This window comes from Quyinboa sediminis (assembly GCF_042219855.1).
Classification (GTDB): domain Bacteria; phylum Bacteroidota; class Bacteroidia; order Bacteroidales; family UBA5342; genus JBHJHP01.
Genome location: NZ_JBHJHP010000001.1, coordinates 356,538 through 374,100, shown reverse-complemented (window position 1 = coordinate 374,100; position 17,563 = coordinate 356,538). Strand labels below are relative to the sequence as shown.

At 42.0% G+C, this 17,563-nt stretch carries 7 protein-coding genes; all 7 read right to left on the bottom strand.

Features of this window, described 5'->3' with window-relative positions; genetic code table 11:
• Window positions 1-5 precede the first annotated feature (5 nt).
• From ACE1EF_RS01555 to ACE1EF_RS01525, 7 genes are read right to left on the bottom strand one after another with little or no spacing between them, the layout of a single operon-like run.
• Window positions 6-1,364: an ATP-binding protein gene (locus ACE1EF_RS01555; RefSeq protein WP_375718844.1), complete on the bottom strand. Its 1,359-nt coding sequence runs from the start codon at window positions 1,362-1,364 to the stop codon at window positions 6-8.
• Window positions 1,354-2,355, bottom strand: coding sequence for a tetratricopeptide repeat protein (locus ACE1EF_RS01550; protein ID WP_375718843.1), 1,002 nt, complete (start codon window positions 2,353-2,355; stop codon window positions 1,354-1,356). Before ACE1EF_RS01550 ends, ACE1EF_RS01555 begins: the two co-directional genes overlap by 11 nt.
• A complete protein-coding gene (locus tag ACE1EF_RS01545) occupies window positions 2,342-6,040 on the bottom strand; it encodes an eCIS core domain-containing protein (RefSeq protein WP_375718842.1) in 3,699 nt (1,232 codons plus the stop codon). Before ACE1EF_RS01545 ends, ACE1EF_RS01550 begins: the two co-directional genes overlap by 14 nt.
• A gap of 1 nt (window position 6,041) precedes the next feature.
• A complete protein-coding gene (locus tag ACE1EF_RS01540; RefSeq protein ID WP_375718841.1) occupies window positions 6,042-7,418 on the bottom strand; it encodes a contractile injection system tape measure protein in 1,377 nt (458 codons plus the stop codon).
• Window positions 7,411-11,616, bottom strand: a complete 4,206-nt coding sequence (locus tag ACE1EF_RS01535; RefSeq protein ID WP_375718840.1) for a PKD domain-containing protein — start codon at window positions 11,614-11,616, stop codon at window positions 7,411-7,413. The genes ACE1EF_RS01540 and ACE1EF_RS01535 overlap by 8 nt, the downstream gene beginning before the upstream one ends.
• Window positions 11,617-11,626: 10 nt before the next feature.
• Window positions 11,627-14,347, bottom strand: a complete 2,721-nt coding sequence (locus ACE1EF_RS01530; RefSeq protein WP_375718839.1) for a hypothetical protein — start codon at window positions 14,345-14,347, stop codon at window positions 11,627-11,629.
• On the bottom strand, window positions 14,335-17,556 hold the full coding sequence (locus ACE1EF_RS01525; RefSeq protein ID WP_375718838.1) for a baseplate J/gp47 family protein: 3,222 nt from the start codon (window positions 17,554-17,556) through the stop codon (window positions 14,335-14,337). The genes ACE1EF_RS01530 and ACE1EF_RS01525 overlap by 13 nt, the downstream gene beginning before the upstream one ends.
• Window positions 17,557-17,563: the final 7 nt, after the last annotated feature.

Genomic DNA, 17,563 nt, shown 5'->3' with positions numbered 1-17,563 from the left:
TCCCTTCACTCCTTTCTGTTTCGGATCATTTTTCCCTCTTTTATGTACTCTTTTTTTATTCCATCAATCAGATCTCTATGCCGAAGTGTTCCGGACTTGCCTTCTATTGTCCGCAAACCCGCATAATGCACCACATTAAGGATATTTGCACCGGTAATATCGTATTTTCGTGCAATTTCTTCCAGTGAAATTTCCGGATCAAGCTTGACTGAACCGGGGATATAGGTTTTCCATAGCTGTATGCGTTCTGCAACTCCCGGATTCTCGAATTCTACGATGGTATTGAACCTGCGGGTAAAGGCAAAATCTATATTGCTTTTCTGGTTCGATGCCAGAATTACCAGTCCCGGATGTGCTTCGATCCGTTGCAACAGATACGATACTTCCTGATTGGCATATTTATCGTGTGCATCCCGGATATTCGTCCGTTTACCAAAAATTGCATCAGCCTCATCAAAAAAGAGGATCCAGTCTTTATTGGCCGCCTTATCAAATAAGCGTGAGAGATTCTTTTCAGTTTCACCAATGTACTTTGACACGACCATGGATAAATCTATACGAAAAACATCATTCCCTGTATACTTACCAAGGAGGCATGCTGTAAGCGTTTTTCCTGTCCCCGGAGGACCGTGAAACAGTGCGCGGAAGCCGGGCTTTATTTTTCCTTCCATCTTCCACTTCTTCAGAAACTCATTGTTATGAGCCAGCCAGGTTTCAATTTCCCGGATCTCATCAAGGGTGCTTTTCTGTAACACCAGATCCTTCCACTCAAGTGTTGTGGTAATATATTCAGCCGGAAAACCGCTGCTGAGTTTTGGCCTTGTAATTCTTCCTTTTGTAAACAAATCAATGTACTCATCCGAAAGTACAATTACCCCACTCATTCCCGGCTCGTTTTCCTCACCCTGATTAACATAAAGAATGTTGTGCCGGATAAGAATGCTTTCCGGTTCAAACAATGATAGTACTGCAATGCGCTTTTCAATATCTCTGCCAGCCAGTATAAACTGAACAGTTTCACCGGTAGGTAATACACCTCTGTGATTTTTCCCTTTTACACCACCGAACTCAGGAAAATCTCCGCCACCCGGAAAGTACTTCTGAACGGTTGCAGCATAAAAATGCGGAGACAAATGAGGTATAAAGGCAATCAGAAGGCATAAAATTTCTTCATCGCTCAGTTTATGCTCTATCATGTACTTCCCGAGAAAACTGTTTTTTGTTTTTAATTCTCCCAGATCAGTTTTCTTAAATGCCTGTTGGCCAAATTCATGTTGCATCCGGTTATCAATGGCCTGTTCAACTGTTTTCAATACTTTATTAAAATATCCGGTTTGCTGCATGAGTTGCGGTTCACTGTGCATTATTGGACAAACTGTTTAAAAAATTCTGAGCTTTTTTACTGAATCCGGAACCAGATGCAGCGATTCGTTCTATTTCAGCCCGCCATCCGGTTTTTCCTTCTTTATAGTGAAGAAGTGCCAGATAGTATTGTGCTTTTTCGTTATCAGGTTCAAGTTGCAAGGCTTTGCGAATTTGAATATCAGCATCTTTCAGATAATTCAATCCCAACAGTGCAATGCCGGAATCAAGCCGTGCTTTTACATTTTCAGGGTGTAGATGTATAACTGTATTCCACTCTTTCAGTGCGCTTTCAGCATCACCTTTTGCCAGGAATACCGCTGCCAGCAACTCCCGGTATACAGCATTACTGTGATTTAATTTCAGAGCTTCCTGCAGGTAATCCGATGCCAGACCAAAGTTTTTCCGGTAAAAGGCAATCAGTCCAAGATAGTACAACACCACATCCTTTAATTTAACCGATTTAAGTGTCGTATACAGAATACGTCTTGCCTCGTCAAGACTTCCGGTACTGATAAGCAGCTTTGCCAGTTCCAATTTGTAAACCGGATCCCGATCCAGAGACACAACACGCTCCAGATACTGAATAGCTTCATTCTTTCGCTCTGCCGCTATACATGTCCGGGCAAGGCTAATCCAGCCTTTCAGTGAAGAGGGTTCAATGGAAACACATGTTTTGTAATCTTCAATTGCGTTGTCAAACTGTTTAAGATGTGCATAGGCATGCCCTCTGTTCAGATAATAAACCGGCTTTTCCGCCTGTTTTAATGCCTTATTAAAACATACCAGAGCTAAACGGTATTCCTTCTGGTATAAGCGCAGCATACCCATATTATTGAGTGTGGTTGAATGGTCGGGATCTGTCTGTAAGGCTTCCATATACATGCTTTCTGCCTCATGAAATTTTCCTTCCATAAACAGTTTTACGCCTTTATTATTTAAATCCTGTAATTCGTCGTTCATGGGTACCTGCTCTCCATTAAAAAATATCATCTTTGATGTCAATAGCCAGTCCTTTTGCCATTTCTATAATATCAAGATCCGCATAGATAACCTGTATATCATCAAATGAAATATCGAATGGTTCATTTTCTGCATAGTGGACCGGGAATACAATTCCAAACTGAATATCCGGGCCCCATGAGAAGGATACAAGGTTATGACGCCAGGTTTCGGATACTGATAGCCAACCGATTCCGAGCGAAGCCCTGGCAAACGCATTAACGTCGAATACAAATTTCGGATTAACTGTAATCCTTCCTTCTGCGTCCAGAGATATGCCTTCCGTTGGTGTCCAGTTGACATCAACAGCAGCTGCCGCTTCACCTTCCAGGCCTAAGGTTCCTGCAAGTTCAATACCTCCCGAAAGACTGGCTATGGCCACACTTACACCCAATCCCATATCGCCTCTAAGGGTCAGACCGGCATCCGCAGGGATGGCAAATTCGCCACGACCATGAACAACTGTATCCTGCTCCCTGTCAGGATTGTAAGTTACTTCGGCATATAATTCCCTCAACTGTCCCGGACCAAACCCGGCAGAAAAATCAAGACCTCCACCAATCTGAGCCACAAGTCCGATGCTACGTGGCCCCAGGGGAATGGCAAACAAGGGTATCTCGATGGTAGGTACAGAAAACAGATTACGGTTAAATTCTTTTCGCGGAAATACATCAACAACATCAGGCAAACCAATTCTTCCTGAAACGACCAGTTCTCCATCAGGTTCAAACTGTACGCCGGCACTGGCTTCCAGCCACGGTGTTAGCTGCAGCGTGAGATCTCCACCTCCGTACACCCGCATTGTGCCATCCGGTTCGCCTGTTGGCTCACCGCTTTCATCTATTGTCCGGTTTGTGGCACCTATATTTACATTTCCACGCAGCATGCCACGTTCATATGCTGCTGATCCTTCAATGGTCAGGGCGCCGTCTTCATAGTTTACCGATAAGGTTGTATCCAGACCCGGAATATCCGGTTGTGCCGTACCGGAGACCATGACATGATAGCCTTCTTCTTCATCAGAATGTGTGACAGTGGCTTCAACTGATCCACTGCGTATGCCCGGGATTTCAGAACTCAGATTAAAACGGCCTCCAACGGAAAATCCCTGATCACCATATTCAACAGATAATGTTCCCTGTTCAATGCCCGGAATATCAAGTTCCGCCTCACCACTGGCCCTAAAATTGTTTTCACTGTATGTTGCTTCTATGGTGGCATTTTTTATTCCCCTTACTTTTCCCTCTGGAATTCCTATTACACCACCAATGGTCCAGATATTTTCTTTATACTCCACGCTGATTTCAGCAGGATCAAAAAGTGCTGAATCGAAATTAAAAGAGCCCTCCAGTTCAAAGCCGTTACCTGTAGAAGCTGAAGCCTGAATGTTTCCTTCTCCAACCTGGTTTATTCCAAAGTTTATTCCGCCCGTCAAACCAAGACCTTGTGTCCCAAATGAAACTTCCAGAGTGGCTTCGCTGATTGCAAATGGTGGTGGAAATGAGAATTCTTCAGCCGAAAAGAGTTTTCGAAGTCTTACCCCGTTTCCGTCAATGACGATATCGATGTCTGCATCGCCGATTAACGGTACTGTCGGTAATACCTTTCCCACACCCACAAAACCTTGTTCTGTCAAATCCAGAGATATGATACGAACCGGACTCATTCCGGGCAATCTGAGGCTCTGGAAAACGCCACCTGTACCACTTTGTGCATTTTCAAGCGTCTGAGCCTTGTTGACATAAAAAATGTAGGTGTCAGGAATCCGGTTCAGATACCAGGTCATATCCGGATAGGATGCATCTACGCTGTTTCCTGCCTCATCTGATGCCTTGTATGCATCCACATTCAGGGTCAGGTTATCAAAATCAGGCCTGTTTTTCAGATCAACACGCGGTAACCAGTTTTGAATGGGATAATTATCACCTGCAGGAACCGGAAGTCTGCTTCCACCTGTGGGAGAAATAAACAGTGCCGGATCATCTTCTGTACCCATTTGCCGCAATTCATCACCGGTGAGCGGCTGTAGTTTATTCAGATGTTCACCCTGCGAAATCTGATTAAATGACCAGTACCGGTCAGGCATCCCGGACTGTGTCTCAAGCGTAAAATCATTGGAAAGAAATGAAATATCAAATCCCAGATTATATTTAAAAGTATTAACATACTGGTTGGCACGCCCCGGCCGTGGTGGCAGGGAAGGCTTTTCTGTACGACTGTCGTTGGTATAATAGTCTGAATTCAGTATATCGTAGGCGTGTTTTAATCTCCGGTTCATTTCCCATGCTATGGATGAACCGGAACTTCCATTGGCCGAAGCCTCCAGAAGCTCGTAATTGCCCACTGTATCGCTTCCTCCTAACTGATGCTCCACAATGTGGTCAACCTGAAAAGTTGTTGGATTATTGTTTTCATCCCATGTTGGAATTCGGGCCAGTTCAAACAGCTGCGGCCGTGTACCAAAAACTTTTAAATCAGGATTCTGCCTGCCCTTAAAAAAGTAAATACGGTTTTCAACCGCCTCTGCTCTGCTGTATCCTCCACTGGCTGTCGCATTGCCTATCATATCATTTACATGTCTGTTTGCCTGTGAAGAAACGCCCTGTTTCCAGTTTTCCACCTGATTGGTATTGCGTCCGGATGGAACATAAAACGGTGGCAGGAATAATCCCGAATTACGCTGTTTGAACGCGGGCAGACTGATATCAGGTAACATGAACTGATTTGACGGTCGTGTTTGAAATGTTGTTGTATAGTTCCCTTCACTGAATGAAAACTCTCCATTTGCTTCTGTAACCGGTGTCACCCCTGCCGGTGGTTGAACAACAGTTTCCTCCGTTTGCATTTGAATCCGTTTCGGCTGAACCGAAGCACCCTGCTGAATGGTATGTGTAAGTTCGTGTGCAAGTAGTTGCTGACCGGTATGCGAGACAGGATTATATTTGCCATTGTTAAAATAGATATCGTTCCCATTGGTAAAGGCCTGAGCACCCAATTTTTGGTTCATCTGCACAGCATTATAGCCCATATGTATTCTCACATTGCTGAAATCGGTTCCAAAACCGGATTCCATTTGTTGCCTTACATCGTCCGGCATTGCTGAACCTCCGCCTTTTGATGCATTCAGGCTGTGCTCAATCCCGGATGTTGTTTGTGTTGCCACATTGTCTCTCCGGGTCTGAACCTCCTCTTCATCCTTTTTTTGTATCAGTTTGGTTTGTAATTCTCCTTCCTCATTATCTGCCTGCATCTGAATCTCCTCTTCATCGGCACCAGACTGTAGCTGCAATTCTTCTTCCTCCTGTTTCTGCACTTTTTCGCGTTCCTCTTCTGCACTCATTTGCAGTTCTTCCTCTTCCTCCTGTCGCTGAATCATTTCCTGTAAACTGTTTTGGACCTCCTCCTCTTCCATTTTATGTATCATGCCCTGTAATGATCCGTGTTCCGACGTCCTGTTACCATTCGACAATGCATTCTGAGTTTCAACACCTGAATTTCGCGTTAATACTGCATCTGCCATCCGATCGGCTTCCTGTTCGTAAATATCACCGGGCTTACCAACGGTCAGCTTCTCCTGGATCCCGAAAAATCCTGATGCATTTCTTCCCTTAAAAAATGGCTGTGAATGATGCTTATCGGTATTTTGTTTTGCTTTATGTTGTACCGGTTTTTTCATATTACCACACTATATGAATCATTTTATCAAGCCATGGTAAACTGAAAAACGAAATATTCCAGTTTAAACGGTCTAAAAGTATATCCTGTGCTTTACGTTCCACAATAAGACTGTAATGATTCTCTTCCTCTTTCATCTTACCTTCTCTACAAAAAAACAGTTGTCTCAACCCGTCCGGTGAAGTTTGTTTTAATGCCGGCCAGTGTCCGATAAGTGCCTCCAGCATATGAACGGCAGCTCGTTTAATATCATCGGACAACGGTTCTTCTGTCTTAACAGGGTACAGTAAGGGAATACCACATAGCACACGTTCCAGAACCATTTCAGCTTCATGTGCAGTTTCTTTACCTGTTGCAAGATAATGGAGAACCTGAACTGCCAGGTTTAATTTTGGCTCCTTAATCCCATTATCCTTAGTTAAAATTCCAGTTTTACGAAAGAAACCTGGTAAAAAAGGATGCATCAGAATCAGGCCAGCATTCTCAACCCAAATCTCATCATTAACGATATCATTGGAAGCTAAATTCTTTTTTTCCGGTTTAACCCAACTGACCTGAGCAAAAACAGATTCCACCTTTGATGGTATTTCCAGGTGAGATGCGGTAATTTGCGATATCAGGTTCTGAATTCTCTTCAGTTCTTGCTTCTCCCTGAATTGTGGAAAAGTGGTCAGAATATCTGAAACCATGGGTTCAATGTCTTTCAAATTCAGGTTTACAGAATTTTGTTTCATCCAATGGATACAGGCAACTGCGTAAATCATTGCAGTAATTAAATCAGGATTGGATTTTTGCTTTATGTCCCTCATGAGGTCCGGAGATAATGGAAGGATATTCTCAAATACATACTTTTGCATCTCCGGTGAAGCTGTAAAAAGAAACCGCCTTGCCGAGAAAATATTAAAAGCTAATGTTTTTGTAAATTCATTGATAAAAGATTTATATTGTACAGTGTCCTTCCATGTTCCGCTTATAAACTGTTGTAAATGAAGCATGGAACCAAACCAGGGCAAGAATCCGGATTTCAGATAATACAAAAACATTTCACCCAGCATTTCCTCCTCAGATTGCTTTGGCATCTGCTCTTTTTCAGCAACTGAATCCTGAAGCGCTGCAATTTGCCTGGATAATTCATCCGGGATTCCCGAAAGTAACAACTCAGAATTATCCCAGTTGCTGATATTCCCGGTTAGTGTGAGTTTTTGTATACGGTAATAAACGGTTGGTGAATCATTCTTTTTCAGAATTTCCTCCAGTTCCGGCAGGAGTCTCTCATTTACAAATACTTCAATATCTGAATTAATCCTGTCCGCTTTTTCTTTTGATGAGGTATTAACCTCAACAAAGAGTTTTTCAATTTTAACAGAATGCTCAAGCAAAAATGATCAGTTTATTTTTTGAAATAAATGTCATATGCTCCTGAAGCAACTGAATAGCCTTTATCTTAACACTATATGCTTTCATGAACACATTCAACGATTTAGGAAGAAGTATCTTTTTATTCTTTAAGCTGCTCAGTAATTCCAGGATAATATCCAGAACAGGCTGAAGGTCATCCGTGGATGCTTTGATTACATCCGGCTTCTGACATCCCAGAATATTATAAAATAACTCAAGCTGTAAGCGGAATAACTCTTTTATTTTATTCTGATTGACCACACTATCATTAATGCTCAGCGCCGTAATCTGTTTTACGGTGGCATTGAACAGCTTACTGAACCGTCCATGCAACTTTGCATTTGATTTACCTGTTAAAAAATCACTGCCATTAGCTGAGACTTCATCATAAAGTTTAGTTGTTTCCTGCCAAATTGAGTGAAGTGCAGCATTACCCGGAACATCAAGTTTTTCAACGGCTTTCTGATCGGTCTGAATAACCTCAATAGTATCTGATATGCATGTATCAGTATCTGTTTCTGTAAATTTTGTTTCTATAGAGACTGTTTTGGTTTTATCAGAGCCACACGTTTCGCTGACTGCTTCCAGACTAACCCGAATTGTACTTATATTCGGTGATACAGGAACAGTAAGATTCTTTTTACTTAATTGTTCCACCGTTTTTCCGTTTACGTTCCATTTATAAGCCTGTGCACCTGTTGAAGTATTTGTAAGAACCAGGGTATTCTCAACCTGTGCATGTGTGAATGATGCTTTTGGTGCTTCATTAACTTTAACAGATACTCCTGAATCCTTACCGTTTATTTTAAAGGTAAATGTTCCTGAACCAGCATTCTTCGGCACAAATGAAAACATACCGGTGCTGTTTTTAACAACTCCCTTACCCTCTATCACGACAGCAGTACCTTCAGGATCAACAGTGAAAGGATACTGTTGATTATCGTTAGCACAGAAGATATCCGGTTCAATATGTAACACAGGATCAGGTATCTTAAACGTCAGTTCGTGTTCAACCGTTGCATGACACACACCATTTGCAGCAGTTACCGTTAAAGAAACGGTCACTTTATTTTCTTCGTTTACGGGCAAGGTATATTGGTGCCCTGGTGCTCTTTCATCATCGGTGCTGCCGTCTCCGAAGTTCCATAAAAAAGATGCTCCAACCAGATCACCATCAGGAATAAAGGTTACCACAGAATTGTCTTTTTCCGAATGTTTGACCGTAAAATCAAAATCCACAGATTTGTAAACTGTAAATATCACATCTGTAACCTGCTCATTAACGGTGAAGCGGATCGGTTTGCCAATATAGGCTTCATCAAAACTTTCAGCATCCACAATCAGTTTATTTTCTTCAACAGAAAGGCCATTCACCTCAGGATCAGCCTTTATGATTCCGTCAGCCGGTGATACATCAAACAAGAGCGGACTTTTATCCTGACCAAGACAGAACTGATCTTTTTCGATACGCAGTGAAACCGGCTGCCTTTGAACTATAAAATTTACCGGAGCACAATCCGAACAACACATGTAAGGCAGGGTGAAATCAGCTACAACGGTATTATTTGCCAGATCCGTCACGCGAACATCTTTGTTCAAAATGTTACGAATAAGTTCTTCTTCTGTCTTATTGGAACCGGCATGTCTGATGTCTGAATAATATCCACCATTTCCGGTGTCTCTTCCTTTAGCCGGATCCAAAATCCTGTTGATGTTATAGTCTTTTCCGGCATTGCCCATAAGACTTACAGTACCGGATTTATCTTTTACCTGATCCTGCTGCTTGTTGATATACAGAATAATAAATGTACCTCCTGGTTTCACACCCGCTTTGTGTTCCACTCCCGGATGCTGTTCCACAAACCTGGCAAATTGCAGGCGCAGCAGTATTTGCTCTTTTCTGCTTGTAATCTCCCTGAGTAAAATCTGCAGTTTTTTGCCCGAACAACAAATAGTTGAAAGCTGATTTATGAGGACACCCATAACAGCCTTCAGGGCGTCAGTCAACTGAACGGTCTGGTATTTTTCTTTCATGATTTCCACCCTGCGGCACAACTGCTTTAGTGTAAGCTGATAAATATCCACGCGCTCGGTATTCACATTAATCAGCAAATCCGGCATTCTTGTGGCAAGAATATGTGCGAATGCCATTATTTCTATAGACTGATCTATCACAAGATCTTTTATTTCAGGAGCATTTTTCCACTCTTCGGTGTTGACTTTGGCATCTATTAGGCGGTGTGCATTCATGATAAAATCATTTGCCGATCCTCCTTTATTGCTTTCAAATACTACTTTTAAATCACTGCCTATCGCATTATCTTCGGTAACCAGATTATCATTTATGGTATTGCTTTTTTCAATGGCATAAGCAGTATAATTACCATTTGTGTTGATCATCATACCGCTCTTCATTCTGTTGGTGAATGCTCTGATATCTGCTTCTTCATTAAAGGTTCTGTTGTTATCCCTTAAGACCAGATCCACCGCTTTATACTTTTCTTCACGGTAATTTCTTCCGGGTTTGTCAGTTCTGAAACCGGACAGAAATTCCGACACTTCCGCCAGGATACAATCCTGTTCAGCAGTCCACGCCTTAAGTAGTACATTCAGGTCCTCAAACTCACATTCATACTCATCTATATTCAGAATATCCGTATTCACATTTACTGATAAGGCTTTCACATCGAAAGCAAGTCCGTACCTCTGTTTTAAAGTATCTATTTCGTCCAGTACATCGATGTAGTTTTTTCCCTGATGCCCTTCAATCCTGAAAAAATCTGTTAAACCCAGATCGAAGCGCAGAGGATCCTGATATTTTGGTGCAGATGATAATAATCCGGTATGATACGACAGGTTGTTCTTTTGTTTAAACCGTATTGTTTTAGCATGATCCCATACATTGAGCAGTGAATGATTCACATTATAATAGAATGGTATAGCCTTCCGGTTCAACGGATGAGACATAACAGAAGGTGTAATTTTTACCTCACCGGTGGACGTTGAAAACTGTCTGATCATTTCAAACAACCGATACACCAGGCTTTGTACAAAGTGTATCCGATCATGTTCGTTCAGAGCAGGTGATTTGTAAAATGCGTGCCGGTAATGTTTTGGCAGCTGTTCAACTTCATCAAGCTGCCCCAGCAGGAGATGTTTTGGAAACGAAGTGATATCGGGAATGCACTCCTGTTTCAGATGCAGTAACTCCGCTTTAATTTCATTATAGGTATCCACTACATCAAGAACCATATCATAACGATACTGTACATTAAAAGGCACGTTGTATGGCCCGAATCCTGTCAGTTGTCTTAACCGGGTCAACACACTGTTCAACTGTGCGGAACTGATTTCAAGATGCAGCAGCGATCCGAAGTGGTTCACAATCCGGGATATCCCTATGCTGAGATTCTCTATAAGGTTATCACTGTTCAATGCCGTATGATAAGCTCTTTTCAGTTCAGTATAAGTGGATGTATTAGCGCCATTCAGAATAACACGTCTGATCTCAACCTCCGGAAGACTGATGACTGTTTCGGCGATATCGTGTTTGGTAAAAACCGGGTCAAGACCGGCAATGAATGCCGCATCTTCTTTTGAGACCATTAATACCCGCAACCGGTTAACCTCTTCTACTCCCTGGTTGTCGCAATCTTTAGCTGTGCACAGGTCTCCTTCCAAAGGATAGGATTCCAGATACAAAAGAACCACCATGCTTTCGGGATTTTCCATATTGTCCAGTGTCTTTGCATTCTCTGCTTCACCGGGTAACAATTCCCACATCTTTAATGGCATTGCAGTAGCACTGTCCTCCACATCCTGTAAACGACTGAAAAACCTGTAGTGAGCAATGTGATCGTCAAACTTTCTGAACCAGTTATATGAAATGGAGTCTGAAACTATTGTTTTGCGAGGGGATTCAGAAATGCTATTTCTGAGCGTCAGCAGATCACCATCCGTAGTTATGCCGGAACCGGCACTAATGGTTACCGTTTTAGATTCCGGATCATAAAATAGCCTGAACCCACAAACGATACCTACGCCACTTAACAGTATGCGCGATAAGCGATCCTGATCTTCGAAATAAGAAATAAATTCGTTTAACTGCGTATGCGTAAGGACCTGGTTCTCTACAAAAGTGTGGTATTGGGTGGTTATTTCATTTAGTTTTGTTGCCATTGCTTTTCAATTAGAGATTTCCAATATTGGTACGCCCAAGTATGATCCGTCCTTCCAGACTGTCATCATCATCATCATCTGTGGTATCATCGTTACAATCCATAAGCTTCCCTTCAGGATAAATTGAATTAAGCTGCATCAGAGCATCTGTTAAAGCCTTCAGGACTGATTCATCCTGTTCCTGCTGATGGTTGGTTTTAAAGAGCAGAAAGTCCCTGTATGCCTTTTCAAACCGGAGCAGGTCATTTTCGACATCCGGAACCTGGTTTTTTCTGTATCCAACCCAGCATATTCCCGACAGCACATGAGCAGGAAGTTCTCTGCGAATCTGCTCTTCCATAAATGTCCGGAATTCCGCATTTGAAAAGCGATAGGTCCATCCCGGCAAAATAACTGAAACCCGGTAGGAATATGGATCTACAGGATCGCAACTTTCACAGTTTTCAGTGCAGACAGGGTAAAACTGATCCTCCGGAATATCGTTTCGGGTCACATCCGGTCGTAGCAGGATATGCTCTACCAGGTAGATTCCTTCCTCAGTAAACTCAGTAATCATAAACCTTATGATATCAGTCATGGCAGTTTTCAGGTTATCCTGTGAAGTATACGACAGCGGGTGGGTAGCCAGAATATAACCGGAATCTGTTTTTTCCAGCTCCGAATTGACAATCTGAAACGAATATTTACCATCACTCAGGCTTATGCTGAAATTTCCGGCAATCTGTCCGTTTGCAACTGGTTTATCAAACGCTGCCTCTATCGCCGAAACAGGTGTTTCCATAATCAGTATTACGACCTTATAGAGCGCCATTTCAGCTTTTCTCCGGGTTTTATATGTTTTACCTGAAGAAAGCAATAAGGTATCATGTGCATCACTTATCTGCCAGTTAAACGTTTCAGTGCTATCTCCTTCATCCGGATCAGATACGACAATAAAAGATTCACTCAGGTTACGCCGTTGTACATTTTTTATTCCGGTGAGTCTGGCAATACGTTTTTGGACACCAGATACATTTTCGGTATTCCAGAGTTCATGTGCTTGTTTGAAATAATAATCAAACCCACTGCCCCGAGAACTGCTGGTTTCAGGATAATGCTTTAAAAACCGTTCTTTTGTCTGTAAGGTAATTTCCCCTGCGTATTGACCATACAGCACTTTCATCAAAAAAGCGTATTCATTGAACCGTTCGGCAAAGCGCGCAGTTAAATGATCCAGAATTCTGTTTTTCCGGTCAACAACATCATCAGCATCCTTAAATAATAACTTTGTCAGTTCTTCTGCACTTGACTTTGGATAATTATCAACCAGCTTTTTAAAGTCCTTTATATCCTGCACTGCCTGAGTAAAGTAGGTTTGTCTAAGCCTGTTGTCTACCGAAAGCAGATCTTTTACTTTTCCAAGGTGAGCAAAATACCCGGCAAGTATCTGATCAAAAAACAAAAGATAGCCTTTGAACTGCAGTGCCTGTGACCTCCTTTTTGTTCCGGCCCTTGATGGCAAGCCGTTTAAACCTATGCCATAAGTATCCGGAAAATCATTCTGAATGGTGGTAGTCTCACCGGCACCGGAGTATTTCGCAGCAGGCAATTTCAGTTCTTTGTCGTTCGAAGCAGGCATCTGCTCCTGCTCTGTTTCTTTTTGCAGCCGGTTCAGAATTGAATCTACCCTTTTTTTATTTATGTTTAGCGGCAGTACACCCTTAAAGTAGCTGAATGTACTGTCTTCGCATAATGCCGGCTTTTTATTTTCATCGATGCAAACGACCCACGTTTCCGAATCATCATTCTTAAGCAGACAATTATTCAGGCTTATCTCTTTAATCACTTTTACACCTTTAACCGCCATTATCAACTGAATAATATCTGAAAGGCGAACTTCGGTTCGTAAACCTGATTTGTCCAGTTCTTCGGGATCTATAAACCCATGTTCCAGTACCGGACCCTCAAAAATCCGGTCTGTTGCATATCCTTTTTCCTGCATCTGTCTAAGACCATAAAACCGCATGGAAGGTGAAAAATACTCCTGCAATGCCAGCTTTATATGTGCATGAACAGATTCTTCATCGGCATCGGCTTCCAATTCAATATCTGCACATACGGATACTGGATGTTCTCCAATCATTTTAACCTCAATCAGATCTTCGCACAGGTTCCTGTTCGCATGATATCTGGCTTTTATTCTCTCTTTTAGAACTTCAAAAGCATCATCGGAATCAAACCCGTTATCCACATCCACGAGAATAGTGTAAAGCCCCTGCAGATCGAAACTGCGTTTAAAGGTGTCATCAATATCACTGAATGCGTCATCATTATATGATAATTTATCATGTTTACAGTCGACAAAAACCGTCTTTTTATATGGCCTCAGCCAACAGTTTTTCACACCATCAATATCAATGAACAATCTACGGTAATCAGCCTCACTGACCGGATCGGATGGCAGAATTTCAGACGCTCTGAAGAACTGATCCGATAATTTCTGATCCGTGAGTTCCTGAGGTGCCAGTATATTCTGTAATGGCATTTTAATCCTGGCTCCAAGATCCGTAATGGCATAACAAAGCATCTCAAGTGTGGTGATACCCGGATCATGTGTATTATAATCAGTCCAGAGTTGTCCCGCCAGGCTTTCTATATATTCCAGTCCTTTTTGTCGCAGAAAGTCATAGTCAAGATCATCACCAGTAGAAACGGGCTTTTGTATCGTTGTTTGTTGCTTCAGGTCTGGCATGTTTCAATATCTTCCGGAACCGATTTGCATGAATTCAGATTGATTCCAAGGTTATGCTGTTTGGCTGAAACGAGAATGGCGGTTGGACTGGACGGTGCTAATTCTGCAGAATAAATTTCCCCATTGCACAGCAACCTGACATCCTCAATATAATCCACATATTGCAGTTTTTCAATCGTGTTGATCAGATGACTTCTGTGAAGGGATACGCCAAATTCAACAGCGCCACCATTCCGAAAAGCCCATGGTGATAAATAGCGGGTGATGTCTTCATTTAACTGTTTGAGATAAAAGTTTTCATCGTAACCTTCTTCAAACTTAACTTTAAGATCCACTTTTACGACTTCATAATCCGGGTTAATCACCCTGGCATCTACATGAAGTGTATTCAGGCGGTTTATGTGCGCTTCAATCCTGTTTAACATGGCCTTGCTGACCCTTGGTTGATACATGTCGAATACATTCTTTTTTACAGTATCAGGGATTACCACCAACAATACATTGCCGGGAGACAGGTACGAATGGACCGTTTTACCACCTTTTTGTTCTGTGCGGCTATGATTTAAACATTTTACCTTATAGATTTCAGGAAAAGCCTGCAAAATAATATGTTCATAATCCCAGAGTGTTACAGCCCTGTTTTTATGACGCAATCGTTCACTGATTCTCCTGTAATAGGCTTCATCCGATTCTTCAGGCACACCACCAAATGAATTGAAGGGTTGAGTGACACCCTTTATCTGGGCCGGCCTTTGTTTCAGTTTTGAAATGGTTCCGGCTTCCAGTCCGTTTATCAGGTGCGACAAATCATTTTCCTGATCCTGAAAAACAGCTTTCACGGCCTGAGCTGTAACAGCAAATGTGCGGCAAACCACATCGAATGACTTGTGCATTCTTGCTCTTAACCAGACCTTGCCTGAAGGAAGTCTTGTGTTCCTGAATGTAACCTCCCCGGGCATTTGAATCTTAACGATTCCTGATCTTAGGAAATTATCTGTTTCATTGGAAATCAGAAAATCTGAATTGAGCTTTTTCCATTCATTGTTACATAAAACAGACCACTCTACCTTTTGCTTCCCCGTGAAGGAATCGGCCAGAGGGTTTTCACTTCCTTCCAGTACCTGAATTAACAGGGCTACCTGCTGACCCGGACTAACCTGATCCAATCCTATGTAGAGTTCTCCGCCAGAACATGCGGTGGGAACCAGATATATATTCTTATCCTGAACCGATAAAAAATTACTTTGCTGCTTCAACCACGGATGTTCCTCTGTCTGTCCAAACGGATGTTCATGATATAACCTGACATCATTATGACGGTACACATCTTCCGATGCCTCAAAATTACAGCTTGCCATAGCTGTATAATTCAGCTCTATTGTATCCACCACAGGGGTATACGGTTCATTTGGGATCAGAACATTTTCTTCATCGCTACGCAGCGCCAGAGTATATATTTTAGGATACAATTCATGAAGAAATGATTGATTTAAGGTCACCCTCAACGGACCATTCCTGTCAGAAACAGGACTGTTTACCATGTTAAAATTTAAAAAATAATCCTCACCATCTGCAGTAAATAACACTTCTCCTGAACTAAGGCTTACCCATTCTCCACGGGTGAACAATTCCAGATCAGCAGTGAAATAGCTGTCATCCTCCACAATCAAATCCGTTTCATTCGCCTCAAAAACCAAATCGGCAGAATCGGCAACAAAGTCTGTCCCTGTCGTTTCTGCAGACAGATAGTTACCCATTATGGTAAGGAATTTAAATGGTGTAACCTCATATTTATAACTTTGACGATAAGCAATATACAGGGTTCGGAAACTAACCGGTGTATTTTTCCACTGAATGTCAACATTCAGATCAGTCCAGTTTTTACGAAACATTTCATCATAACTGATGTAAAAATTTGAATCTTTATCCGGATTGATTCCAAATGCATAAAACGGTTTCTCCACGTTCAAAAGTCCCTGATCATTTTCAACTTTTATGGATGTAATACCTTCCACACATACTTCAAGCTCAATACTAGTTACTTTATTCCCGAGCAGAGACCGATACAGATCAACAGCATCAGGCTCGGTCGTGTCAAATAAAAAGCGGCATACCGGCAAATCCGTTGCGAATGCCTCTTTGTGAATTTCATCATTATTGTCAGTTACGGGTTCCTCGGCCTTTGGCAGCTGTATTACCAGGGTCAGTTGTTTCTTATCGGGGCTAAGTTCTGTTTTGTATGTATTCCCGGAATAGGTTTCGGAAACCTCCTCCACAAGCCTGTACGGACCGAGCCAGTTCTTTTCTCCGGTCAAAACTGTTTGTATTTTGTCGTGCAGTAAATTGAATGGCACGGGCTCTAAACCCTCATCAAAATAAACTTTGAAAACAAGGGTTCTCAGTCCTTCAGAAAGTCTCAGCAATCCCGAAGCGACTGCAAAACCAAATTTAGCATCCCGAAGCTCGGGATAACTTTTTTGGGGATCCCCTTCTTCATGATAATAACCGAATGGCCACCATGTCTTCACATTATCCGGAAAATCTGCCCCTTTACCATCGTAAGAATTTGCGACCGGCGCTGCCTTAATCCTGTGGTGTTCATAATCGGTATAAAGTGTCTTAAGTTCAGACACTGCAATTTTATTGGCCACCAAATCCTCAGAAGTTCTATAAATGAGCTTTTTACCATCTGCGTCTTTGCCGGCATCCAGCTCACTGTCTTTTGATATTAAAGCATCCATAGTGCTTCTGGCCAGTTCAAATATTACATGGACCTTATCGGGAGTTGCCGGCAACTTCTGAATATCCAGTATATCTTTAAAGTAAAAGTTAAGGTGTCGCTTTAACAGGCCGTTAAATCTTTTCTGCGAATACTCTAAAAGTTTTAAAAAGCTAATAAATAGTGCCAAATGAGGTGTGAGCTTACCTTCACGGTTGAATGAAAAACCTGAATCATCTTTAAGTTTTTCCAGTAAATCCTTAAGTGTCTGATCCTGTTCAAAAAAAGCGGTCCAGTCACCTTCAGGCTCTGAATCACTTGAATTATTAAAGTAATTCACATGTTTGGCAAAGCGGTATGCGAATGTCATCCAGTCCTGAATACTCAAATCCACCAGGTTAAATGATTCCGGATTGAGAGCTTCAATAAACCGGTTATCCTGGTCACTTCCAAAACGCTGCTTTAATATGTCTTTTCCACATTTTCCCATAATCTAA

Excerpts from the sequence above, each read along its gene's own strand:
- ACE1EF_RS01550 (WP_375718843.1), bottom strand. The coding sequence starts at position 2,355 with ATGATATTTTTTAATGGAGAGCAGGTACCCATGAACGACGAATTACAG.
- ACE1EF_RS01545 (WP_375718842.1), bottom strand. The coding sequence starts at position 6,040 with ATGAAAAAACCGGTACAACATAAAGCAAAACAAAATACCGATAAGCAT.
- ACE1EF_RS01535 (WP_375718840.1), bottom strand. The coding sequence starts at position 11,616 with ATGGCAACAAAACTAAATGAAATAACCACCCAATACCACACTTTTGTA.
- ACE1EF_RS01525 (WP_375718838.1), bottom strand. The coding sequence starts at position 17,556 with ATGGGAAAATGTGGAAAAGACATATTAAAGCAGCGTTTTGGAAGTGAC.
- ACE1EF_RS01555 (WP_375718844.1), bottom strand. The coding sequence starts at position 1,364 with ATGCACAGTGAACCGCAACTCATGCAGCAAACCGGATATTTTAATAAA.
- ACE1EF_RS01530 (WP_375718839.1), bottom strand. The coding sequence starts at position 14,347 with ATGCCAGACCTGAAGCAACAAACAACGATACAAAAGCCCGTTTCTACT.